Genomic DNA, 24,840 nt, shown 5'->3' with positions numbered 1-24,840 from the left:
GCAAAATTTAATTAAAAGCGCACCGGCTTTAATGCTGCTATCTTGCTGTTAACTCTATTCTTTATTACCGAAACCAATAAATAGGGTTTAACGGTAAGCAGCTAAGAATTCTACCACTCGTAAAGTTCAATGACGAACAAATTACAGATTTTACCGGGGTGTTAGTTTAAGTATTGACCGCTTTGGGTCGGAGGTGATGTTTGCTGAGTCAATAATTCAACTCAATCAGATTTTGATGAAAGCTTAGAAGTGATTTTCAGACGAGGTGTTAAAAATGCGGGCGCTGGGCCCGCAGTAATGTTACTCAAATCCATTCGGATTCTTCGACTGCCAGTTCCACGTATCACGCATCATGGCATCGATCCCGCGCGTCACACGCCAGTCCAACTCAGTATTTGCGAGACTTGCATCTGCCCAGAACGCTGGCAGATCGCCGTCACGGCGTGGCTTAAACTCGAACGGAATCGGCTTACCGGACGCTTTCTCAAACGCCTTGATCATCTCCAGCACGGAGAAGCCCACGCCGCCACCGAGGTTGTAAGCTTTGTAGCCTTCAACTTTGGCTAAGTGGTCCAGCGCTTTTAGGTGCCCTTCTGCCAGGTCGACAACGTGAATGTAGTCGCGCTGTGCGGTGCCATCCGGCGTGTCGTAATCATCGCCAAACACGCCCAGCTTCTCAAGACGGCCAATCGCCACCTGCGCGATGTACGGCAGCAGGTTATTAGGAATGCCGGTTGGGTCTTCACCGATTTCACCAGACTCATGCGCGCCAACCGGGTTGAAGTAGCGCAGCGCGATGGCTTTGAAATTCGGATCGGCTTTAGCGAAGTCGCGCATCACGAATTCGATCATCAGCTTCGAGGTACCGTACGGGCTGGTGGTGCCGCCAATTGGCGTGGTTTCCACGTAAGGAACCGGTGCATCGGCGCCATAAACAGTCGCAGATGAGCTGAAGATAAAGTTCCACACGCCTGCCGCGCGCATCTCTTCCAGCAGCACCACAGTGCCAGCCACGTTGTTTTCGTAATATTCCAGCGGCATGCGCGTGGACTCACCAACGGCTTTCAGTGCGGCGAAGTGAATCACAGCGCTGATATCATTAGTAGCAAACAGGTCACGCAGGCAGGCGCGATCGCGGATGTCGCCTTCAACGAACACCGCTTTTTTGCCTGAGAGCTTTTCCACGCGGTTGATGGCTTCGCGGGAAGCATTGCAAAGGTTATCCAGGACCACAACGTCGTCGCCGCGCTCTAACAGCGCCAGCACCGTATGGGAGCCGATGTATCCCGCTCCGCCCGTTACCAAAATAGCCATGTGTACTCCTTTAAACCGCGCTAAAGGCGCGGTAGAGAATGAGAAAGCTTATTTCGCCAGGATTTTCTGAATAGATTCGCGGAAATCGCGGCCCTGATCGTTGTTACGCAAGCCGTAAGAGACGAATGCCTGCATATAACCGAGTTTACGACCGCAGTCGTAGCTGGTACCGGTCAGCAGCTGCACATCAACTGGCTTCTTCTTGCTCAGAGAGGCGATAGCATCGGTCAGCTGAATGCGGCCCCATGCGCCCGGCTCAGTGCGCTCCAGCTCTTCCCAGATATCCGCAGAGAGCACATAACGGCCAACTGCGGTCAGGTCAGAGTCGGTAGAACCCGCTTCTGGCTTCTCAACAAAGCTGGTGATGGTGCTGATATCGCCTGGGTTATCAATCGGCTCTTCGGTAGTCAGCACGCCATATTCAGTAAGATCTTCGCCCGGCATGTGTTTCGCCAGCACCTGGCTGTGGCCGGTGTCTTCGAAACGCGCAACCATTGAGGCAAGGTTATAACGCAGGTGGTCAGCGGTGGAGTCATCCAGCAGCACGTCTGGCAGCACCACCACAAATGGGTTGTCGCCAATCATTGGACGCGCGCACAGCACGGAGTGGCCCAGGCCCAACGGGTTGGCCTGACGCACGTTCATGATGGTCACGCCCGGCGGACAGATTGACTGCACTTCGCTCAGCAGCTGACGTTTAACGCGCGCTTCAAGCAGCGCTTCCAGCTCATAAGTGGTATCGAAGTGGTTTTCCACTGCATTTTTGGAAGCATGGGTGACCAGCACAATCTCCTTGATGCCAGCCGCGACGCATTCGTCAACAATGTATTGAATCATTGGTTTGTCGACAATTGGCAGCATCTCTTTCGGAATGGCTTTCGTCGCAGGAAGCATATGCATACCGAGACCCGCAACGGGGATTACTGCTTTAAGCTTGGTCATATTTATTCCATTTCATGAAGTGAATACGTGGGGTCGATTATGCAGGATCGGCCGGTCGAGCAAGTATAATCTTTATCTGAAAAACCGGCACTAACTCTCTGTCACACCATCAAAAATCGCCAATTTGGCCGGTAAAAACGCCGAAATGCCAATGAGGAACCGATGCGCTAAACCGCTGAAAAATCGTGAAAGGATTTGAGATGACGAGACCAGAGATTGACTGAAAGCTGAGTTGATAATGCGCCATAAATGGCGCCGCTACGGACCGTGTAAACATTGAGTCATCTGTAGCGGCGCGATTCATCACGCGGGTTGGATGTTGATGTCTACAGCCAGCCCTCAAACCATTCCGGCATCACGAACAGGTTGAAGTGGTTTACCAGCATCATCAGCGCAACAAACACCACCGACACCGAAACCCACTGACGTGCATACGGCATAAAGCGGATGCCAATCACCGGCTTGATGAAGAACGGATGGGCAAAGGCCGAAATCAGCACCTGCGAGATCGAGAGCGTCAGCGCCACATACAACACGTTCGGCCAGATGTAGGTCGTCGCCAGCACCGCAACCACCACCAGGCTCGCCACAATGTTCCAGTAGAACTCAACATTGGTGCGGCCGTTGGCTTGGGAAATCGCGCCGGTTAAGCCGCCCATCGGACGCAGCATGCCAAACAGCAGCATCAGCGGGATCAGATGGTAAACCTGCTCATGCGAAGCGCCGTACAGCACGCGCACAATGACCGGGGAAAGAATGCCAATCGCCAGATACATCGCGCTACTGAACAGCATGATGACGAAGGTGCCTTTCAGGAACAGCTTTTTCAGCTGCTCTGGATCGTGCTGCTTCTCAGCGAAGCGCGGCAATGCCAGGCGGTTAATCACCGGCGAAACCAGCTTCAGCGGTTGCAGAATCAGCTCTTTTGCCAGCGAGTAAATCCCCAGCATCTCCGCACCCATCACTTTACCGACGATCAGCGCATCGGCCTGGGTACGCAGCTGGTTGATGGTCTGCGATCCAAGCTGATACACGCCATAACGTACGGCGCTGACGAAGGTTTTGCCGTCGAACTCCCAGGTCGGACGCCACGATTTCTCGCCGAAGTAGATCATGCAGAGAATGCGCGTGAAGGCGTTGATGAACAGACCAAGAATCGCCGCCGCCACGGTAAGCGAGGTGTAATACAGCATCGCCACGGTACACAGGAACGCGAACAGCTTGGTGGCCATCTCAATCTTCGCCAGCGTCACCATGCGTTTGGTTTTCACATAGTGCGCCTGATACTGCGACAGATGTCCCAATACCAGGAAGTTGAGGCTGGTGAGCATGATCAAGCCCACCAACTCCGGCAAGTGATAGAACCACGCCACCGGATAGGCAATCGCCAGCATAATCAAGCCGGTGCAGAAACTGAGCGACACGTTCACCCAATAAATGGTGCTCTGCTCACGGCGATTAATATCCTGGCGATGCACGATATAGCTGCTCATGCCCATGTCCTGCAGCACGGTCGCCACCGCCAGAATCGCATTGATGATCGCCAGTAAACCCAGCTCGTGCGTTTCCAGTTTGCGCGCCAGCACGGCGAGCTGTAACACCTGAAGCAATGCGGCAAAACAGGTACTACCAAACAGCCAAACGGCCTGTTTTTTTAATCCGCTCACACCATGCGCTCCAGAATTTTCGCCAGCTCACCGTAAGCGATGTGCTGATTGAACTCAGTTTCGACTTTCTGCCGCGCAGCGGCGACCACCGGTGCCACATCCACGTCGCCACGCGAAAGGCGCAGCAACGTCGCTGCCAGCTCGTCAGGATCGTTTTCGGCCACCAGCCATCCGCTGACGTCATTCTCAATCAGTTCAGGAATGCCGCTGTGATAGGTCGACACCACCGGCAAGCCAACTGCCATCGCTTCCATCAGCGCCACCGGAATGCCTTCCATATCGCCATCTGCGGCGGTTTTAGACGGCAGCAGGAAGATGTCCGCCTCGTTCAGCGCCTGACGAATTTCATCCTGCGGCTTGAAGCCCGGCATGGTGACGTAATCCTGCAATCCAGCGCGCGCGATGTGCTCGCGCATCATGCCATCCTGCTCGCCGTTACCGATGATGGTGAACTGGAACTGGCCGCCATTATTGCGCAGGATTTCGCTGGCTTTCACCGCCACATCCAACCCTTTCTTCTCGGTCAGACGCGCGACTGAGACGATGCGCAACGGTTGATGGAACGCCTCGCGCGGACGGAAGTTAAACTTCTCCGGCTCGATGCCCATACGCGTGACATGCACCTTGGCGCGCGGACAACCCATCTCAATCAGCTTGTTCTCCCACAAGTGGCTGATAGGCAGCATCAGTTCGCTCTGTTTGAACAGGTTGACGTAGTCGAGCTTGTGCTCTTCGAGGATGTGACGACGCGAAATATCCGCGCCGTGGAACACCGTCGCCTGCTTGCCTTTCAGCACGCCGAGTTCGCGCAGCTTGTTAGCCAGTGCGCCGGCATAGCCGAAGTGCACCAGAAACACATCGGCGGTGTAAGGCTGCCTGGTGTTGGCGACAATCGCCGGCAGCAGCAGTTTGCTGGCCTGTGCGCCGTAGCGACGCACATTCAGCGACTTGAGCAGCGCGCCTTTGGTGATTTTCGGCAGTATTAACCCGATACGCTGCGTCAGCTTATCAAGGTTGGATACTTTCTCTTCCGGCAGTAAATAGTGGGTTTTCGCTGCCAAATTGTAGTCATCGAACGCGGCGTGGCGATTAATCATATCGCCCGGAAACACGGAGATAATCTCCACGTCGTAGCCTGCATCGATGAAATGCGTCACCTGATTGAGCACAAAGGTCTCAGAGGCAACAGGAAAACGCATGGTGAAAAAGGTCAGCTTCATCACTTCACCCCAGGACGTTGAGAATTTCTGCTGTAATGCGGTTACCAATCTCACGCTCCTGCGCCACCGCGGTATCAACTTTGTGTTTCACGTTGTCGTAGTCGGCCAGCACCGTCTGCACTTTATCGATGAGCGAACCGTCCATCAGGCTCTGCACATCGGTGGCCATCTGCGGCAGGCCAAGCTGTTTCATCACGCCGAGCGACTTGTGCTCGTAGTTGATGGCCACGGCTGGCGTACCAAAATTCATGGAGATGATGGCGGAGTGCAGGCGGGTACCAATGGTCAGATGACAATGGCTGAGGAGGATGCCGAGTTCGAGGTCGTTGAACTCGTCCATGATGACATGGTAATGCTCGGGATGCTCGACATGATCGCGCAACGTCAGCGCCACCATGCGGTCGTCTTTGGCGTAGCTATCAATACCGGTACAGGTAGAGAAGGCAACCACCTGATAACCTTCGGCAATCATCGCGTTAATCACGCGGCCAAAGGCAGCTTCATACTCTTTCTGTGTTACGCCAAGACGTTTGTCGAACGGCGCCAGTTCACGCACGGTAATCGCAATGGTTTTGCGTGCGCTAATAATCGCCTGCCAGTGCAGCAGGTTATGGCTTGGATTAGCCACTTCACGCGCTTCAACCAGGAACGCGGTATCAACGCCCTTCTTCACTTTGCTGGTGGTCACGCCATCTTGCTTCAGGCGGTCGTAGCTCACCTCTTCGCGCAGCACCAGGCTGTCAACGCGATCAAAGACAAAGTTCGCCAGCGCATTAACGCGCGGGTTCTCGAACGGACCCACCGAGTGACCGACCATATGCAGCGGCTTTTTCGCCATCAGCGCACAGAGCGCGTGGTCGAATTGGGTCACGCCGTAGAGATCGACGAAGAACGAGCCGCCAACCTGAATAATCGCGTCGTACTGCGCAAGGCTTTGGGTGAACGCCGCCAGATGCGGTGGCACCGAGAAGGATTTGTACACGCCGCCTTTGCCAAGGTGCGCCATCATGATGTCCGGCATCAAGCGGTTCGCCACCTTGCGTTTCAGGCTGCCCACTAATCCTTTGCCCGACTTGCTGTTGTGCAGGAACAGGGAATCCTGCTGGATATCCTGCTGCAGTAAATAGCCAGAGCTTGTTGGATAACGGCTGATCACATCGATATCCAAATCCGCACGCGCGGATTTGAGTGAATCAATCAGCCCACGTAAAATCGCGCCATCCCCACGATTTCCACAGGTATGGTTTCCTACCAATAAAATCTTCATAAAAAAACTCCGGAAAAATTTTTGTAATTTTTACAAGCCGCCAATAGCTGCACTGGCAAAGTGAACTCTGATTCAAAGGACTGCAATGGGAGTAAACCCCAAAAAAGTGGTGCTAATTGCATTTCTATTCAGTACTGCTTACAAACTATGCACATTCCGTAGCGGCGCGATGCATCGCGCGTACCTGAAATTGGCATTGCGCAATACATTGCGCCGCTACAATTAGTGTGCGTTACGATTTAACGGCGAAATACGGCATAGCCACCTGCTCGCCATTGATCACCACCGAGATGAAACCTTTAGGTTCGCGCGTATCCACCTGTTCCGGCTTCAGCGCGCGCGAGGCCAGCAGCAGATCGCCCTGCTCGTTACCGCCGATGCCGGCTTTACCGTTGTGCAGGCTAAAACGCTGCGGGGCCTGTTGCGCTGCGCTGCCCGGCGCGCCTTTGTCCATCACGGCGTCAACGCGCGCGCAGCGACCGGTCAGGAAGCGATCCTTGGCGGTGCTTTTGATCAGCACAGCGGTGGTCGGCGTCCAGCCCGCTAACTTCACGAACACTTTGGTGTCGGTATCGGTGCGCGGTTCGAAACGTACCTCCACCACCGGCGAGCTACCTTCCGCTGACCAGCTGGCTTCCGCTTTGTTTTTCTTGCGCTGCAGATGAATCACCGCGCGTCCGCCGGTGCCTTTACCGTCGATGACATCCATCAGCGGCTGATTGGCAGTACCGTTATTGAACTGCGACTGACCAAATACCTCGATCTCCCAGCTATCGCCCACCGTTGGCGAGTAGAAGTTGCCGAGTTCAAACCAGGTTTGCTGATCGCTGTTGTTGGTCAGGCGGAAGCGCGAGGTGATGTAGTTGTATTTCAGACTGCCATCAATGGCGACGCCGTAAGATTCAACGCGCGTTGAGCCCATTTCCCAGATGTTCAGCCAGCGCTCGCCTTCCAGCGAGTTATCAATCCAGCTGCCCGACTGCAGATTGGTCTGGCGCATATTAAGGCGCGAGTTACGCGCGTTAAGCGGGTTCTTACAATCCTCAATGCTTAGCGCATCGACAATCCACTGGCCGTTCGAGATGTCGCCAGGGAAATCGCTGTGCTCAATCCAGCCGTTGTGGATGATGGATTGGCTGCAGCGCGGCAGATTCAACACCATGCCGCCTTTACAGTGCTGGGCGTTGAAGTTGGAGAGCTCAATCGCGGTGCTGTGGTCCCAGGCACCGGCCTTTTGCCCCGACCAGCTGGCCTTAATCACATCGCCGGTACAGGCGTTGGCGTACCACTGGTCGATTTTGCAATCCAGCGTATCCAGCAGGCTGAGCGAAACGCCGCCCACCTGATTGAAGCGCAAGCAGGCACCACGGAAGAACTGGCCGCCCGGACAGGTATTGCGGAACAAACCCTGCTTGTTTGGACGCTTGTCGGTGTTGCCGTTGAAATTCAGGTTGGAGATTTCCGTCCAGCGCGCATTTACCTGGAACAGGAATTCGGAGCGACCGTCGGAAACCAGCGTGGTCGCCGGGAAGTAACCGAAGTTGACCATCGCGCCGGAAATGCGGAAGAAGCGACGTCCTTCGTCACCGAAATCACATTCAGAGACAAAGAAGGTGCCAGCCGGGAATTGCACGCAAATCTGCTGGCTGGCATCAATCGACCATTGATACATGGCTTTGATAGCCGGTGCTGTGTCGGTTTTGCCGTCGGCAATAGCACCGAAATCAAACAGCGTCAGGCGATTAAAATCTTCCACCACGCGACGCCAGGTAAAACCGTTGCCGCTGAAGTTCACGCCGCCGTCATCTTTGCCATCACCGAAGGTGCCGACGAACTCGCCGCCGCCCACTTCCAGCCCTTCGTGCCAGCTTTTCAGCTTGATTTTGGCACCGGCAAACAGCGGACGGGTTTTGCGCAGCTCTTCAACAGATGGGATTTCACCAATCAGTTGGTAACCATTCGGCTGCGCCAGACGCTGGCTGAAGTTGCTTTGATTGGGGCGCGAGACATCGCTAATGGAGAACAGCGTGTGGCCCTGATCGTCCTCCACCACCATTGAGTGCGCGGGATTGGCGATCAGCGCCGCATTGTCGTGAATGAACTGGGCGAAGTTGCCCTTGTTCAACGCAATCGGCTGGCTGATTTGTGACACTTTGCCATTGGCATCGCGCAGAAACACCGGGATCTGGTTGCCGGCCTGGCTGGCATCGCTGCCCGCTTTACCGATCCACAGTTTGCCCTCGAAGTTCTGCCAGAACTGCGGCGGCATGGTATAGACGTTTTCTGGCGTCAGAATCGGCACATCGCCTGCCGGTACGCTGGCGGGATCGACGGATTTTAACGTTAGCTGACCACTTTTTGCGGCGTAGCTGGAAAACGCACTCACTGAGAGCGCAGTAACAATCGAGGAGGCTGCGGCCTGCAAGACTTCTCTTCTTTTCATGCTTCAATTCCCGTGGTTGTGCGGCCAAAAAGGATTCCCGAGGCACGATAATTGTCGCTAAACAAGGGCGAGCCAGCTCTGCTTGATCTGATTACCGTCAAACTTGAGCGCGGTTTCTTTGGTTTTTTCACTCATGGCGTAGAACAGGCCATCATCACTGGCGAGCTGCTCCATCCGCTTGATAAAGGTGGTTTTGTCATTCATCGGCACCAGGAAGCCATCTTCACCGTGGTTGATGATCTCCTGCGGCCCGGTTGGGCAATCGTACGCCACCACCGGCAGCGACCAGGATTTGGCTTCCAGCAGCACCAGCGGCAAGCCTTCATAGCGCGAAGTCATCAGCGCCATGTCGCTTTCGCGGTAGTAATCGTTGATGTTGCTGACTTTGCCGACGAAGTTAACACTATTGGTGATACCTAACGCCGCAGCCTGATCGTGCAGCTGCTGACGCAGTTCGCCGTCACCGGCAATCACCAGTTTCCACTCGGGATGTTTCTTGCTGAAGTCGGCCCAGATATCCAGCAGCAGGTCGAAGCCTTTCTGGTTATCAAGACGTCCCACCGCCAGCGCCTGACGGCTGCGCGTTTGACGTTGAAACGCTTTGTACACCACCGGATTGGGGATTTGCTGGCTGGCAATATTCCAGCGGTTAAACACCTGATGATCTTTGTCGGTCAGGACGATCACCTGGTCGTAATAGCGCAGCATCAGCCACTTCAGCAGCTTAATCGGCTTGCTGAACGAGTTAATCGCGATGTGTTCGCAGGCATACGCCTTGAAGCGCTTCTTCTTCAGCGCCATCAGATTCCAGAAGGCGAACATCACGCTCAGGCGGCCCATGCTGATCAGGAATACGCTGTCGAAGCCTTCCTGATGAATGCTGCTAACGGCGCTTTTAATTGGGTTGCTGTGGCCTTCAAAGCTGACAATTTTTTTCACCCGCTCGAACGGATAAAAGGTTTTGCCATGGCCTTCCAGCGAGTAAATGGTGACTTCATGCTGCTCGCCGAGGCATTCAGACATAAAGTTGCAGATGTTTTCCGTGCCCGCATAGGAGTAGGCATCTTTAATCACCAAAACGATCTTTTTCATACAATCCTTTCCACCTCAAAAATATGTAAGCAGCTAAATCACCGTTGCGCTTAGCGGTGTTTTAAGGCAAAAAGAACCCCGTTCACCATGTACCATGTATAATAGTAATATACTTTTAACGGATTGTTTTTATAGATAATTCTTAATAATTCGAGGTGCCACTTCGCCGCTTTATTTTTGTTGCGCGACAGTGAATCGCCCAACTCGTAATAGTTGACCAGGGTTTTCTGGATCACGCGGGCTTGTTTGTAGCGGAGGAACAATTCGTAGAGGAACAGGAAGTCTTCGTGGCCTTTGCGCTGGAAGAAGATGCCCTGTGGAGGACGGCGGAAACACACCGAGGAGAAGCAAACACGATATTGCTTCTTCACGAAGTTTTCCTGCTGCAGGTAGGGTTTGCTGTAGTTGATATCGTGGTCGCCGGTTTTGGTTTTGTAGTGATAATGCGTGATCACGAAATCGTCGCCGGCGGCGATCGCGGCCGTCTGTTCGGCCAGTTTTTCGCGGTGCCATTCGTCATCGCTGTCAAGAAACGCGATGATCGCTTCTTTCGCCGCGCGCAGCCCCACATTACGGGTTTCGGCTGCGCCCTGATTGACCTCGTTGTCGAGAATGGTGATACGCGCGTCCTGACAATGTTCACGCACCAAGGCGAGTGAATCATCGGTGGATTTGTCGTTGATCAGGTAAAGATGCCAGTCGCTGTAGGTCTGGTTGATGATCGACTCAACCGCGCGCAGAACGGTATTTCGCGCGTTATACATCGGCATCACAATACCGACGGTGCCAACATGATTTGTCATTTGTCTACCCGGAGTTTCAGGAACCAAAAAATTGCCCCCGTGTAGGGAGCAAGTGAAAGTGTTTAAAAGTGAATCAGGAGACGGCTCTTCTGCCCGAGAAGCGCGACTTCACCTTATCGAGCAGGCGATTCATGAAGTAGGCGCGATTGTCACGGTTGGTGAGGAAGAAGTAGCGTGCAAAGCTGAGGCTGGCCTGCAGCGATTTACCATCCATCTTGTAGCGCAGCGGCAGCTTGAACGCCTTGTAAGTATGGATGTCACGCGTGGTCAGATGCGGCTTCATGGTATCGAGCCAGAAGAAGGAGTATTTGACCGATTCGCCTTTGTGCTTGGAACCAAATTTGGTCACCAGATGGTAGGTTGCCAGCGGCTTATCGATCATCACGAAGGCATAACCCATGCGGTCAGCGCGGATGCAGAAGTCATAATCCTGATGGCGAATATAGCGCGCATCAAACTGGATCTGCGCCGCATCTTCACGCTTCAGCACAATGGTGCTGGTTTGAATAAAGCCGTAACAGCCAAACAGATACTCGGCCACGGTTTCGTTTTTGCCGGGCGGTTGCATCGGCATCACCTTGAGGAAGCTGCCATCCTGATGGATGTTCACCTGACTAAAGATGACGTAGCGCGATTTGCCCTGCGCTTCCAGTTTGGCGATGGTTTCACTCGCCACCAATAACTTGTCCGGATGCCACTCATCGTCGGCATCGAGGAAGCTGATAAAGTCGCCGGTTGCCAGCTCAATACCTTTATTACGGGCGCCAGCGCCGTTGAGTTTGACCTCAGACAGCTCCAGTTTGATAGCCAAATCCTGATAACGTTCGCTGCGTACCACCTGCGCCAGTTCAGCCGCATCGGCCGATTTGTCATCAACAATAATGACTTCAAAATTGCGATAGGTTTGCGCTTTGACGCAATCTAGCGTCGTGACAATCGATTTCGACGCGTTATACGCGGGAATAACAATTGAGAAGCGAATCTCCTGCATTGCCAGCACCTCATTAAAAAAGTTACAAAATCAATGATATAACTTGTGGGCTCAAAAGAATAATGGGTGATGTCCTAATTTGTCGGCGAGGTCTTCATCGCCACTTTCTTCTTGTTGCTACTGCCGATAAACGGTTTCTCGACAAACAGGTAAGTCAATTTCGCCACATAGAAGGAGGCGACAAAGAACAGCGTTGAAAGCAAGGTGTAGAACAGGAACGAATGCGGATAGAGCGTTTCCGGAATCTGCTTGATGAAATAGAGCACCACACCGTGAATCAGATACAGGCTGTAGCTCACCTCACCAATCGACATCAGGGTTTTGTTTTCCAGAATGCCAAACACGGCGTTGCCGCTGCTGACAATAAAGAAGATTACCGTCAGGCAGCAGAGGAAAATCAGATACCAGAAGGTATTGCTGGTGAACGACAGCGAGAACAGCGACAGCACAATCACCGCAAAGCCGGCCAGGCTAGAGGTTCTGTAGTGCGCAAACATGTCGCGATACTTATACGCCAGATAACCCATGGCGAAGCCCAGCACCGGACGCGGATCGGTATAGGTTTTGCCCCATAGACGCAGGCCAACCGCCACGCAGAAAATCACGCCGATCGAGCCGAGAATCAGCAGCGTTTTGTATTTACCTTTGGTGGCGCGGTTGAGCACGTAAATCAGCGGAATCGACAGGTACAGCAACCATTCGAGGCGAAGCGTCCATTCCACACCGGCGTTGACATCCGCCGTCAGGAAATCACCCATGCGATAGCTGCCAATAAACAGCAACCACAGCACGGCATCTTTCACTGCCGTGAGGCTATAAGTGAGATCACCCTGCACCACGCCTACCGCGATGATGACAAAACCGGAGAACCAGAACATCGGGACGATACGGCGGATACGCGACTTCAGCAGCTTGTGCGTCAGCTGCCCTGGCGTCAGGGTTTCATTATCCAGCCAGCGATAGAACAGGAAGGCGGAGATCATGAAGAACAGCAGTACACCGAATTTACCGGAGTTAACGAAGAAGTTGCCTTCGGAGAACCAGGCAAAATAGTCTTTATCGAACACCCACTGACCATCCAGCGAATAGATATAGTGCGCGAAGTGTGAGAACGCCACGATGCTGGCCAGCAGCGCGCGCATACCAGAGATACTTTTAATACCGCTACTGTTGTACACGCCTTTGTGGAAGGAGAATACTCGCAGAATGATTAGCGCCAGACAAAATGACAGCACCATGATTAATACATACATGTCAGCTCCTGAATCTGAGTTGGGTTAGCTGCTGTGCCGCGACAAAACGCTATCGAAAGTGCTGCTTAAAACGTTGAAGGTTCTTTCTGCTTTCTGCTTATAAAGCATCTCGTTCGGGTGAATGCAATCAGGCGACATCTCAGATTGCCAGTCACGGTTCTGCTTGATGACGCTGTACTGCTTCACGATTGGCACCTGCTGCTCTTTAGCCACTTCATTTAACTGATAAACATACGGCCAGACGTTCCAGCGCTCGGCTTTGCCACAAATGGGATTCGGTTCCTGTAACACCACCAGCTTGTTATTCGCCTTCGCGCCTTTGACCAGCTCGGTGATAATGCGCTTATACTCTTGCGGCGTTTCAATGCGCTCGCCTTTGTCTTTGAAGAAGTTGATGCGCGCATCGTTGATGGCATAGTTAATCAGAATCATGTTGGCATCGGATTTCGCCATGCGTTCTGACCAATCCATCGGCGTATTGTCTTTGTTGTACACCAGCACCGAAACCTGTGCGCCCGGCATGCCGTGGTTCTTCACCTCAATGTTGTTGCCGTATTTCTCACGCAACATCTGCTGCAAAAAACTCACTTCATTATTTTTACTGAGGATATTGCGATTGCCCGACGCGGTAACGCCAGCGGTGGTGGAGTCACCGTAGGCGGCGATGATGAAGGTGCCGGGATGATCCTCTGCCTGCGCCAGTAGCGGCGCAGAGGTGATCAGAACTGCCAGTAAAGTCTTCCGCATATTTCCTCTCATCGGTTAATGAAACAATTTGAATTCACGAGCAACTTCATAGCCCACAACGGCCTGCTTCAGTGAGATCGTGTTGTAGTAGAGGTAATAAACAAGGAAGAAAGCGAACATCGCAAACATCGCGGGTTTCAGTACGCGTTTTGACTGGAAGATTAGCGATGTCAAAATAATCGGTTCGACCTGTAGCAGGTAGTTCGACAGGCGCGCACCCGATGAGTAGTTGTAGAAGAAGATCCTGATACCGCCGCCGATGGCAAAAGTGAGAATCAACAGATAGTTCAGCTTCCACACGTTGTACTGTTCACGCTTGAGCTGGTTGCTCAGCATGAAGTAGACAAAGATAAACACCAGCATGATGTTTTTCAGGTTGGACACTGACACCACGCTGCCGTCACCGGCATTCGAGGCTTCGTTACTGTAGCCTGCGGCCCTCTCGCCCATCGATCCCAGATGTCCGGCGATCAAGGCAATAAAGCCGGTCCCGCCCACCACCGAAAGTGGCACACTGAATATAATGATGGCCACCGGCCACCAGCGCGATTCCCGAATAAACAGGAACGGAATGATGGTCACCACCATTACTGCGGTGTTGTGGCTGAGGAAGGACAGAATAAAGAAGGCAAACGCCCACCAGTATTGCTTGAGGTAAATAGTCCAGATCACGCCAAGGAACAGCGCCGAGCTCAGGCCAAAACGAATCTGGTTTACGTCTTTGTTGATAAAGATATGCGCCGAGTAAAGCGCCAATGCCAACACCGGATACGGTGACATCTTTTTGAAGAAGATGGCATTGGTTGAAACTGCCAGAATACTGAACACAAACAGGAACACGCTGGCATTGTGTGAAAACAGGCTGGTGATCCACGCGATAGCAAAAATTAGCGGTTCATAACGGAAGAAGGCGACGGTGTTGGCAAAACCGTTGACCTCAATACGGCGGACGAAGTCGGCAAAGAAGCTGCGATATTGATAGTCGTCCATCCCGGTACCGAGACCGCGAATACCGGCGAAAATAATCAGCGTGACCGTGGCGATGCACAGCAGGTAAGTCAGAATATGGGTGGTGCGTTCGTCTTTCTTCAACAGGATTTCGACCAGCGCAAGCAACAGCAAAAACCCTGATAAATACCAATATGGAGCCATGGTGTGATTCCTTAATTCCACAAGTTCTCGTGCCAGCGGTGGCTTTTAATGGCGTTATAGAGAGAATCACCTGTGTAAATCGTTGCGTGTCGTCATTCAAACGGTGCGATCAAAAGGGGCGGTCAACCCGCCCCTTTCTTCACCGGATTACCCTCATCATTAACTGTGAATGACGGGCAAATTAACTTTTGGTCGGTTTGCCATACTCGTAGTCGTAATAGTCGTAACCGTAACCATAAGAGTTGGCGGCTTTACGCACCACGGCGTTGAGGATCACACCTTTAATCTCAATACCGTTCTGGGCAAAGCGCTTGAAGCTGACATCCAGTTCTTTCGGCGTGTTGGTTTCGAAACGCGCCACCATCAGCGACGTACCGGCCAGCTTACCGATGATAGACGCATCGGTGACCGCCAGAATCGGAGGCGTATCAATCAACACCAGGTCATAGTTCTTGCTCGCCCAATCCAGCAGCTCACCCATGCGACGATGCATCAGCAGCTCAGATGGGTTTGGTGGCACCTGACCGCGTGGCAGGAAGTCAAAACCGTACGGGCCTTTCTGAATCAGCGCCGGGCTGAACTCGGTTTTGCCTGACAACACGTTAGACAGACCGGATTTGTTATCGGCTGACAGCAGTTCGTGGGTGTAACCGCGACGCATATCACCATCGATGAACAGCACACGTTGGCCCGCTTTGGCGACCAGCGTTGCCAGGTTGGCACAGATAAAGGTTTTACCAATACCTGGGCTGGCGCCGGTGATCATCAGGATGTTGTTTTTCGCTTCCATCATCGCGAAGTGCAGGCTGGTACGCAGGCTACGAATCGCTTCAATTGACAGATCAGTTGGATTGCCCAGCGCCAGCAGCGTTTCGTGGGGATCGGTTTTCACCTTGTTGCCACGACGCGCCAGTGCTTCGGTATCTTTCTTACGTTGCCATTCTGACAGCGGTACGCTGGCATAGACGTTCATGCCCAGCTCTTCCAGCTGCTCTGGATTTTCGATGCCGTGATGCAGCAGCGCTTTCAGCAGCACCAGACCAACAGAAACCATCAGACCCAGAATCACGCTCGCCGCGATGATCAGCAGTTTCTTCGGTGCCACCGGGCTGTTGCCGGTTGCTGCGCCATCGATGATGCGAACATCACCCACGGTGCTGGCTTTACTGATACCCAGCTCTTGCTGACGGTTCAGCAACTGCATGTAGATTTCCTGGCCAGACTGCACATCACGCGTTAAACGCAAGATCTCTTGCTGCGTTTGTGGCATCTGAGAAATCTTTTTATTCAGCTGCGCCTGCTCACCTTCCAGCGTTTTGCGTTTTTCCAGCAACGCGCGGTAGGTTGGGTGATCTTTAGTAAACAGCTGAGACACTTCGGCTTCACGGAAGGTCAGTTCGTTCAACTGGCTCTGCACGCTGACAGAAGAATCCAGCGCCGATTTCGCTTCCAGCGACAGGTCAACCGACTCGTTCTGGCGACGGAAGGTATTCAGCTTGTCTTCGGCATCATCCAGTTTGCCACGCACTTGCGGCAGCTGGTTGCGCAGGAATTCCAGGCTCTTTTCCGCTTGCTCAGATTTACGTTCAACGTTCTGCAGCAGGTAGTTATTGACGATTTGGTTCAGCACTTTGCTGATCTGCTCTGGATCTTCACCCAGATACTCCAGACCCAGCACGCCCGTGTCTTTGCCTTTATCCGCAACGGTCAGGTTGGCCAGTACGGAGTTAATCGCCTGCAGCTCGTTCAGTTTGGTAACGCTGAAGCTGGTGCCTTCATCGGCATTGATGCCGCTTACCAGCATGGTCACATCACCGTGCGTTTCCAGCTGACCGACTTTACCTTTGAACAGTTCATCACCGTCCGCTGACACGGTATACGAGTCAGGACCGGTCACTTCCAGTTCAACAGTACGCTTATCGATGGTGCGTGGAATTTCCAGGCGTGAGATGGCGACGGTTGATGGCTTGTTACCCATCAAACGCGACAGACCTTTACCAATCACCGGGAAATAGTTCTGGGTGACAACGGTGTCCAGACCCAGATCGTCAACGGTTTTACCGATAACCATGCGCGATTCCAGAATCTGAATCTCGGTATCGGACGCCGGCGTTGGCGGCAGAATGCTGTCTAACTCATTCAGTACTGAGCTGGCATTCTTCTGTTCAACCTGGACTAACGCATCCGCGCTGAAGATTGGTGTAGCAAACAGTGTGTAGAGCGTGGCTACCAGCATGAAGAAGGCGGTAACGGCAACAATGATCCAGCGATGATCAATCAGCTGTCCCACAAGATGCGCCAGATCCCATCCATTCGAATCTTCCTTTGGCGCGGTCATAACCTTGTTTTTGATATTCATGGATATTCCCAACTATCGGCTTAATACGTTGACCCATTTCTGGGTAGCGTTTTCCAGTAACCCGTAGACCTCTTCAAAGGCCTCGCGACTTTTTTTGTACGGATCCGCAATTTCCTGCTGATTGAGCCAGTGGCCAAGCAGCATGGTCTTTCCGCGTGCGGCTGGATCGATGCGATTCACCTGTTCAATGTGGCGCTTTTCCATTACCAGAATCAGGTCATAGTCACGGCACATGCTGGCCGTTAACTGCTGAGCCTGATGCCCTTCCAGCGACACGCCGTGTTCGGCGGCCACAGCCAGGGCTTTCTGGTCCGCCGGATAGCCTTGCAGCGCGCTGAGCCCTGCGGAGGCAATCCGGATGTTTGGTAGCGCGCGTTTGAACAGACGCTCCCCGGTGGGGGAGCGGCAGATATTGCCGACGCAGACGACTAACACGGACTTAATCATGGCGAACCCTTAGTTCGACCAGTTGCGGAAACGAAGGGCCGAGGAGCTGGCATCGTCAATACCTACGATGGTCGGCAGCAGGCCCGAAATCACACGGTTCCAACGGGTGATTGGTGTCGCGGTGACATAGACGATGTCGTACGGCTCCAGTTGGAATTCGGTGCCCATCACCATCGATGCCGCATCTTTGGTATTCAACTGATAGATGTTGGCGATCTTGGTGCGGTTGGCGCCGCGAATCGGACGAATCACGAACACGCCGGTGGCATCAGAGGTGGTCTGATCCATACCCTGCGAATTGCCCAGTGCTTCAGCCAGCGTCATGCCGCTGCGGTCCATCTTCAGCGTTGACTGCTGCTTCACTTCACCCATCACGAAGACTTTGAGATCGTCGTTACGTGGCACGTAAAGGATGTCGCCCGGATAGAGCAGATGGTTTTGGCTCAGGTCGCCGTTTTGCATCAGCGCCTGCAACGAAAGACGTTGTTCTTTGCCGTTGTGCGTCAGCACCACGTTGCGCCAGTCAGCGTCAGCCGCTAAACCGCCGGCGGCGTTGACGGCATCCAGCACGGTCAGCGGCACGTTAGTGATCGCCTGCTGTCCGGAGGTGGTGACCGAACCGGTGACGTACGCTTTCTGCGAACGGAACGAGGCGACGTTAACGTCAACCTGCGGACTTTCGATGTATTGCGCCAGACGACGCGCCACTTCGCTGCGGATCTCGGTAACCGTTCGGCCTGCTACGCGCACTTTACCGATGTACGGGTAGAAAATGGTGCCATCTGCCTGTACCCAGTTACCGGTGTCGCTGGCGCTACGGTACTGACCGGCAGGTGTGGTCAACTCTGGGTGATCCCAGACGGTGACGTTCAGCACGTCGCCGACACCGATACGGTATTCGTAGCTCTGAATTTCATTTTGCAGCATCGGGTTAGCCTGCGCGACTAACGGCTTCGGACGCATCTGTTCAACCAGACGCGGCGTCAGCGGGAAGACGTTGACATATTTGTCGATGTCATAGTTGCTATCCTGTTGCTCTATGACATCTTTTCCACTGGTGGAAAGGTGAGAACCCGGCTCAATGGTGCATCCGGAGAGAAAAGTCGCGGATACCAGTAAAGGTATCAATTTAATTTTCATTATCATCTGATTCTTCGCTATCAGTTATTGATTGATAGAGGCGAAATCGCCCGCTGTGTAGCGTCTTACAAAAATGGAATGTGACGGGTTAAACACTGAAACTGTGGGTCATTATTATGCGCTCCCTTGGTTTTATGTTGTCACCGAGTCTAAAGACGACATCAATTAAAATGGTTATACAGACTCAATCAGTGCAGCTGTCTAATAACGACACACCCAGCACCCGCAGTTTTCAACCGGGAAGCTTCATGCCCTCCCCGGCTTCGCTGTCTATCAATAGGCGCCGTCGCGTTTCAGCACTACGCCAACCGTCTTAAACAGAATCGCGATGTCATTCCACAGCGACCAGTTCTTGACATACCACGAGTCGAAATAGACGCGTGTTTCATAGTCAACGTCGTTACGACCGCTAACCTGCCACAATCCCGTCATGCCTGGTTTCGCCATCAGGTAATAATCGACATCACCGGCATAACGGCAGAGCTCATCTTCAATCACCGGGCGCGGCCCCACCAGGCTCATATCGCCACGTACCACGTTCCACAGCTGCGGCAGCTCATCCAGACTGGTTTTACGGATGAAATGGCCGACTTTGGTAATGCGCGGATCGTTCTTCAGTTTGAAATCTTTATCCCACTCGGCGCGGGCAACAGGATCGGTACGCAGTACCTCTTCCAGCACCTCTTTCGAGTTAATCACCATTGAGCGGAATTTCAGGCATTTGAACTTACGGCCGCCTAAACCCACACGTTCATGACCGTAAATCGGTGGTCCGCCATCGCGGCCAACCATAAATCCAAGGACCAGCAACGCCGGGGACAGCGCGAGGATAATGCTCAGCGCGCCGACAATATCGAATGCACGCTTAAGGAAACGTGACGTGCGCTTCGCCAGATTGTTATTCACACGCAGAATCATCACTTCATGGCTGAAGATGTAAGCCATGTCGGTGCCGTACAGCGGTACACCGCGCAGTGTTGGAATAACAGAAACCGAACGGCAATTGTGCATCGCCAGGGTTTTCAGCCAGTGATCGCGGTGTTGGCTCTGTTCGAACTCCACCGCCACGATGAACTGGGTTTCGCTGTTGGTCAGCTGCCACAACTCTTGTTCGTTGTGCAGCACAGGTACGCCTGAGATGCTGGCCTGTGGGCTGCTCTTATCGACATCGAAGAAGGCGATAACATCGAAGCCCATTACTTCTTCGCTCTGCAGCGCCTGCCAGGCTTCCTGGGCATTGCGGCTGCTGCCGATGATGATGGTTTGCTTCTTCCACATGCCATAATGATTCAGCACACGCTTAGAGATGGCGCGCGCTAAAGGAATCATAATCAACGCCAGAACCCAGGTCGCTACCCAGACAAAGCGCGACATTTGCCACTGTGAAAGGGCTGAAATTGACAAATCGATGACAGAGAAAATAAGAATGGTACGAAAGATCTCTTTGAGCTCGAACCAGAATGGCTTGCGATAGGTATAATGACGCAGGCGAACCCAGAACCAGCCCACGCAAATAACGGAAAGCGCAATGTGCGTAGCAATTTTTAAATGCAGGTATTTTTCAGATATATCTGCCAGTGGAGAATGGGTAAACGAATTAATCAATGCCATCGCAATAAATAATGCTGCGTTGAAACAAATTAAATCCGAGCACGCCAGTAAAATTTTTGTCAGAAGACTTTTATATGTAATTTCGTTATCGCGCATAGTTAACTCTTTTATATTATTTCTTTAATCCCTAATGCCTCAACGCTGTTTGATAAATGAGCGAAATATTCACTGCATTTGTTGAGGCAATCTGCGGTAAATTCTCTGAGGCCAAATCAATTCTCACAATAGTAAGCAAGAGAATTGTGATTAATACCAACAGATTAGTCCGACTTCCCTTACCACAGTGGCAGACCATTAAACCAAGAGAAAGGCGCTTCAGGCACGCTACCGCCCTTGGCTGTCGCTGCCAATACCGCTTTCATCCTAATTACAACTTGTTTTATGCGGCATTTTTGCGCTAATTACTGGCCGTGGTCCGCGTGCGATCACAGTTCGCAACATTAAGAGGCTAAGGAGCACGCTATAAACAACTTTGGCGCAGACATTTACTAACACGTTGCTATACTAGTTATTACTGGCTTGTTTACAAGTAGGCCCCGTGTTCCCTGCACTATTTTAGGAAAAAGACTACCAGCGATAAGTATTGATGCCAGCCCTTTCAGGCCATTCCCCTGCAAAATTCAGATTAATTCGATACTCAACCACGCAATAGACTGCATTAAAAATGCACGCGGTTATCTGCTGAAAAAAAATAATTGTCTCTTTCATTCAGGTGCAATCTTTATCCATACTTTCATCTTATCGGTGCAAATCGGCAATCAGCGATATTCTTCTCTCGTGGCTGACCCGCCAATTGACCGAGTCAGCGGCTATTTACAGGCTTAACGCCGTTTCACTATCATCAGATTAAGCGCATAACACAGACATTAAGGTGATTAACACATGTTGGAGTGGATCATTGATCCGTCGCTCTGGGCAGGATTAGTAACGCTAATCGTTCTGGAGCTGGTGTTGGGCATTGATAACCTGGTTTTCATTGCCATCCTCGTCGAAAAGCTGCCGCCGAAGGAACGCGACCGTGCGCGCATTATCGGCCTGCTTCTCGCGCTGGTGTCGCGTTTAGCGCTGCTCGCCTCACTTTCCTGGCTGGTAACCCTGACACAACCGCTGTTTACTCTGTTGCACCACGACTTCAGCGCCCGCGATCTGCTGCTGCTGTGCGGTGGTTTCTTTCTTCTTTATAAGGCCACCACCGAGTTAAACAGTCGCCTGGAAGGCGCTGACGAGGAAACCGGTCAAAATAAGAACGGTGCTAAATTCTGGCCGGTGGTGGCGCAAATAGTGGTGCTGGACGCCATCTTCTCGCTGGACTCGGTGATTACCGCCGTTGGCATGGTCAACGAGCTGCCGGTGATGATGGCGGCAGTAACGGTGGCGATTCTGCTGATGCTGCTGGCGAGTAAGCCGCTGACGCGTTTCGTTAACGGCCATCCGACCATCGTGATTCTCTGTCTGAGCTTCCTGCTAATGATCGGCTTCAGCCTTGTGGCCGAGGGGTTAGGCTTCATTATTCCAAAAGGGTACCTCTACGCGGCGATTGGTTTCTCTATCGTCATTGAGATACTCAATCAGTTGGCGATGTTCAATCGTCGCCGCTTTCTCACTGCCGGCCGTCCACTGCGTCAGCGTACGTCAGAAGCCGTTTTGCGCATTCTGCGCGGCGAGGCGCAGCGGGCGGAACTGGACGCCGATACCGCGTCACTGGTCAGCGACAGCGAAGAAGGCGCGCTGTTTAACCGTCAGGAACGGCGCATGATTGCGCGCGTGCTGGGGCTGGGTCAGCGCCAGATTAATAGCATCATGACGTCGCGCCACGACGTCGAGCATATCGACCTCACCGAAGATCCGGCGGAGATTATGGCGAAGCTCGATCGCAATCAACACACGCGTATTCTGGTGACCGAACAGGGCCGCGACCCGCTCGGTGTGGTGCACGTGATTGATCTCCTGCATCAATCGTTGCACAGCAAATCACTGGATTTACGCTCGCTGATTCGCCAGCCGTTAATCTTTCCTGAGCGCGTCACCTTATTACAGGCGCTGGAACAGTTCCGCAACGCGCGCACCCACTTCGCCTTTGTGGTGGATGAGTTTGGTTCGGTGGAAGGCGTGGTCACGCTGAGCGACCTGATGGAAACCATCGCCGGCAATCTGCCGAATGAAGGGGAAAAAATCGATGCGCGCTATGATATTCAAGTGCTGCCCGACGGCGGTTGGGTGGCGAATGGTCATATGCCGTTAGAGGATTTAGCCGTCTACGTGCAGCTGCCACTTGATGAAAAGCGCAATTACCACACGCTGGCGGGATTACTGATGGACAGCCTGCAACATGTGCCGCAGGAAGGCGAAGAGTTACAGATCGGTGATTATCTGCTGCGAACGTTGCAGGTAGAAAATCACCGCGTGCAGAAAGTGGAGATAGTGCCAATAGCACCGTAATTAACCTGGTCGCCGCACGAACATGCTGCAACTGCCTTAGCGCAAGGCGAACGAAAGTCGCTCTTGCGCTTAACTGTTCGGCATTACGCCCTGGATGGCGACCCTACGGCTGTTTCGCCGGTTGTTGGCGATCCAGCCACTGATTGAGCCGCGACTTAGCTTCGCTTTGCAGTTGCTGACGCACCACGTCATCCACCGGCAACGAATACTGCAGATTATTCCAGCCGCCGTACATGCGCAGCGGAATAGTTTGCTGGTTCAGCAGCGAGGCTAATTTATCGTCGCCCTGCCAGCCGCGCAGCATCATATTAATGGTGACGTCGAGCTGCTGTTTAACCATATCGACATTGCCTTTGGTCTGCACCGCCAGACGACTGTTGCCGCCCTGCAGATCCGGCAGGCTGAAGATGCCTTGCTTGAGACTCACGCGCCCACTCAACTGCTGAATGCCCTGGTCGTCGGGTTGATCGTTGGTGACACGATTACTGACGCGCGCCACCGCACGGCGCACCATCTGCTGCAGATTCAGCTGCGAAAGCTGCAAATTAGTGGCTTCCAGATCCGCACTGCCCTGCCAGTTACGTTTTGCCTCTTCAATGCTCAATCCAGCGCCGCTCACATCGCCTTGCAGTGAAACCGTGCCTTGCAGCGTTTCTGGTAGTTCTAATGCTTTCAGCAGCGGCGCAATGGCGATGTTATCAAGCTCAGGCTGGAACGCCACTTGCGTCACCGGTTTGCGGATATCCACCGAACCGGGAACGGAGAAACGGCCTTCGCCAAATTTGCCTTGCAGCTTACTCAGCGTCATCAAACCTTGCTGATTGCTGGCATCGATCTGCAAGTTGGTCAGCGTCAGGCCGCGCCACACGCTGCTATCGGCGGTGAGATTGAGCGTCAAATCCAGCTGATTCAGCGGCGAGTCGCTGTTGTCACGCATTCGCGGTTCAGCAATCACTGGCGTGCTCACCACATTGGCTCGCTGCGGCGCGCTGCTATCCGTCACCGGTGCATTCGCCATCAACGCGTCGATATCTAAACGGGTGGCGTGTAGTGCCAGATTAAGCTGCTGCGGCAGCGCCAGACGCCCCTCGGCGCTGCCATCCAGTGCGCTGTCATTGGCGGTGAGCTGCATCTTCTGTAGGGAGAAACGTTGATTGTCACCGTTCCATTCGCCCTGCCCGCTCAAGGTGCCTTTGATGCCCTGCGTCGGCAGATTGGCGCCGTCGATGGCGTAATTCAACTCATCCAGCTGTCCGACAAGACGATGTGGGTATTGCGCCACATTCATCTGCCCTTTGAGATTGACGCTAACATTGCGCTGATTACGCGAAATCCGGGTAGCCAGATTGATGCTGGCCTGCTTGCTGGCATCCTGATCGAGGTTGAGATTGAGGTCGCGGAAATTATATTCGTCGCCGCCGGGCTGCTGCCAAATCAGCAGGCTGTCGGCGAGACGCAGTTTGCCAATCGTGAATGACCAGCCGTTATCGCTGCTGCTCACCGGCTCGGCATCACTCGGGCCCACTGGCGCGCCGCTCGGCTTTTGTGCAGCGCTGTCTGGCGTGACGCGGATGATGGCGTTTTTCAGCATCACCTGGCTGACGCTCAGTTGATGCGATAACAGCGGCCAGAGATGGACATCCAGGCGCATATTATCGGCGGTGACCATCGGCTGCGTCGCACCCGGCGCGGTCAGACTCATGCGTCCGGCGAGAATGCTAAGCTGCGGCCAGACGTGCCAGCGCAGATCGCCGCCTACCTGAAGCTGATAACCACTGCGCTGTTCTACCTGCTTTACCATGTAGGTACGAAAGTCGTTGGGATTGACCAGCAACACCAATGCCGTCATGCCCGCCACCACCACCACTAACAGGATGGCCAGCGTTGTTATCACTCTTCTCATCACATCCTCATTGCCTTAATACTTCACGTTGCAGCAGCGTTGGCTGCGCT

Annotated in this window: 18 protein-coding genes; 1 reads left to right on the top strand and 17 read right to left on the bottom strand. The window is 53.2% G+C overall.

Features of this window, described 5'->3' with window-relative positions:
• Nucleotides 1-300: 300 nt before the first annotated feature.
• The 16 genes from galE to wbaP all read right to left on the bottom strand — a co-directional run bounded on the left by galE (nucleotide 301) and on the right by wbaP (nucleotide 20,544).
• Nucleotides 301-1,314, bottom strand: coding sequence for a UDP-glucose 4-epimerase GalE (gene galE, locus PZBJ_RS16480; RefSeq protein ID WP_101763373.1), 1,014 nt, complete (start codon nucleotides 1,312-1,314; stop codon nucleotides 301-303).
• Nucleotides 1,315-1,362: 48 nt separating this feature from the next.
• Entirely contained in the window at nucleotides 1,363-2,256 is an 894-nt protein-coding gene (gene galF, locus PZBJ_RS16475; protein ID WP_101763372.1) for a UTP--glucose-1-phosphate uridylyltransferase GalF, read from the bottom strand.
• 326 nt (nucleotides 2,257-2,582) lie between these two features.
• On the bottom strand, nucleotides 2,583-3,923 hold the full coding sequence (locus PZBJ_RS16470) for an MOP flippase family protein (protein WP_008104858.1): 1,341 nt from the start codon (nucleotides 3,921-3,923) through the stop codon (nucleotides 2,583-2,585).
• On the bottom strand, nucleotides 3,920-5,143 hold the full coding sequence (locus tag PZBJ_RS16465; RefSeq protein WP_101763424.1) for a glycosyltransferase: 1,224 nt from the start codon (nucleotides 5,141-5,143) through the stop codon (nucleotides 3,920-3,922). The genes PZBJ_RS16470 and PZBJ_RS16465 overlap by 4 nt, the downstream gene beginning before the upstream one ends.
• Nucleotides 5,144-5,147: 4 nt before the next feature.
• On the bottom strand, nucleotides 5,148-6,410 hold the full coding sequence (wcaK, locus tag PZBJ_RS16460; protein ID WP_101763371.1) for a colanic acid biosynthesis pyruvyl transferase WcaK: 1,263 nt from the start codon (nucleotides 6,408-6,410) through the stop codon (nucleotides 5,148-5,150).
• Nucleotides 6,411-6,642: 232 nt separating this feature from the next.
• Nucleotides 6,643-8,853 (bottom strand): phage tailspike protein, encoded by a 2,211-nt coding sequence (locus PZBJ_RS16455; protein ID WP_101763370.1) that lies wholly within the window; start codon nucleotides 8,851-8,853, stop codon nucleotides 6,643-6,645.
• A gap of 57 nt (nucleotides 8,854-8,910) precedes the next feature.
• Nucleotides 8,911-9,945, bottom strand: coding sequence for a glycosyltransferase (locus tag PZBJ_RS16450; protein ID WP_101763369.1), 1,035 nt, complete (start codon nucleotides 9,943-9,945; stop codon nucleotides 8,911-8,913).
• A 50-nt stretch (nucleotides 9,946-9,995) separates the two neighbouring features.
• Nucleotides 9,996-10,748 carry a glycosyltransferase family 2 protein gene (locus tag PZBJ_RS16445; RefSeq protein ID WP_101763368.1) on the bottom strand — a complete coding sequence of 251 codons (753 nt, stop codon included), beginning with the start codon at nucleotides 10,746-10,748 and terminating at the stop codon, nucleotides 9,996-9,998.
• Between the two features lie 73 nt (nucleotides 10,749-10,821).
• Complete coding sequence (locus PZBJ_RS16440; protein ID WP_101763367.1) at nucleotides 10,822-11,739, bottom strand: glycosyltransferase family 2 protein; 918 nt, start codon at nucleotides 11,737-11,739, stop codon at nucleotides 10,822-10,824.
• Nucleotides 11,740-11,813: 74 nt separating this feature from the next.
• Nucleotides 11,814-12,992 carry an acyltransferase family protein gene (locus PZBJ_RS16435; protein ID WP_101763366.1) on the bottom strand — a complete coding sequence of 393 codons (1,179 nt, stop codon included), beginning with the start codon at nucleotides 12,990-12,992 and terminating at the stop codon, nucleotides 11,814-11,816.
• A 24-nt stretch (nucleotides 12,993-13,016) separates the two neighbouring features.
• On the bottom strand, nucleotides 13,017-13,739 hold the full coding sequence (locus PZBJ_RS16430) for an SGNH/GDSL hydrolase family protein (RefSeq protein WP_101763365.1): 723 nt from the start codon (nucleotides 13,737-13,739) through the stop codon (nucleotides 13,017-13,019).
• Between the two features lie 15 nt (nucleotides 13,740-13,754).
• Nucleotides 13,755-14,891 (bottom strand): EpsG family protein, encoded by a 1,137-nt coding sequence (locus PZBJ_RS16425; protein ID WP_101763364.1) that lies wholly within the window; start codon nucleotides 14,889-14,891, stop codon nucleotides 13,755-13,757.
• Between the two features lie 181 nt (nucleotides 14,892-15,072).
• On the bottom strand, nucleotides 15,073-17,250 hold the full coding sequence (gene wzc / locus PZBJ_RS16420; protein ID WP_101763363.1) for a tyrosine-protein kinase Wzc: 2,178 nt from the start codon (nucleotides 17,248-17,250) through the stop codon (nucleotides 15,073-15,075).
• A gap of 12 nt (nucleotides 17,251-17,262) precedes the next feature.
• The gene (locus PZBJ_RS16415) at nucleotides 17,263-17,697 is read right to left on the bottom strand and encodes an arsenate reductase/protein-tyrosine-phosphatase family protein (RefSeq protein WP_101763362.1); all 435 of its coding nucleotides are present in this window, start codon (nucleotides 17,695-17,697) and stop codon (nucleotides 17,263-17,265) included.
• 9 nt (nucleotides 17,698-17,706) lie between these two features.
• Entirely contained in the window at nucleotides 17,707-18,837 is a 1,131-nt protein-coding gene (locus PZBJ_RS16410; protein WP_101763361.1) for a polysaccharide export protein, read from the bottom strand.
• Nucleotides 18,838-19,110: 273 nt separating this feature from the next.
• Entirely contained in the window at nucleotides 19,111-20,544 is a 1,434-nt protein-coding gene (wbaP, locus tag PZBJ_RS16405; RefSeq protein ID WP_101763360.1) for an undecaprenyl-phosphate galactose phosphotransferase WbaP, read from the bottom strand.
• A gap of 786 nt (nucleotides 20,545-21,330) precedes the next feature.
• Between wbaP and PZBJ_RS16400 the strand changes: the two genes are divergently transcribed.
• Entirely contained in the window at nucleotides 21,331-22,887 is a 1,557-nt protein-coding gene (locus PZBJ_RS16400; protein WP_101763359.1) for a TerC family protein, read from the top strand.
• A gap of 103 nt (nucleotides 22,888-22,990) precedes the next feature.
• On the opposite strand, the gene asmA is transcribed toward PZBJ_RS16400, so the two are convergent.
• Nucleotides 22,991-24,790: an outer membrane assembly protein AsmA gene (gene asmA, locus PZBJ_RS16395; RefSeq protein ID WP_101763358.1), complete on the bottom strand. Its 1,800-nt coding sequence runs from the start codon at nucleotides 24,788-24,790 to the stop codon at nucleotides 22,991-22,993.
• Nucleotides 24,791-24,840 lie beyond the last annotated feature (50 nt).

Source organism: Pantoea endophytica (assembly GCF_002858935.1).
In the GTDB taxonomy this organism is placed as follows: Bacteria; Pseudomonadota; Gammaproteobacteria; order Enterobacterales; family Enterobacteriaceae; genus Pantoea; species Pantoea leporis.
This window is presented reverse-complemented; position numbering and strand designations above follow the sequence as displayed.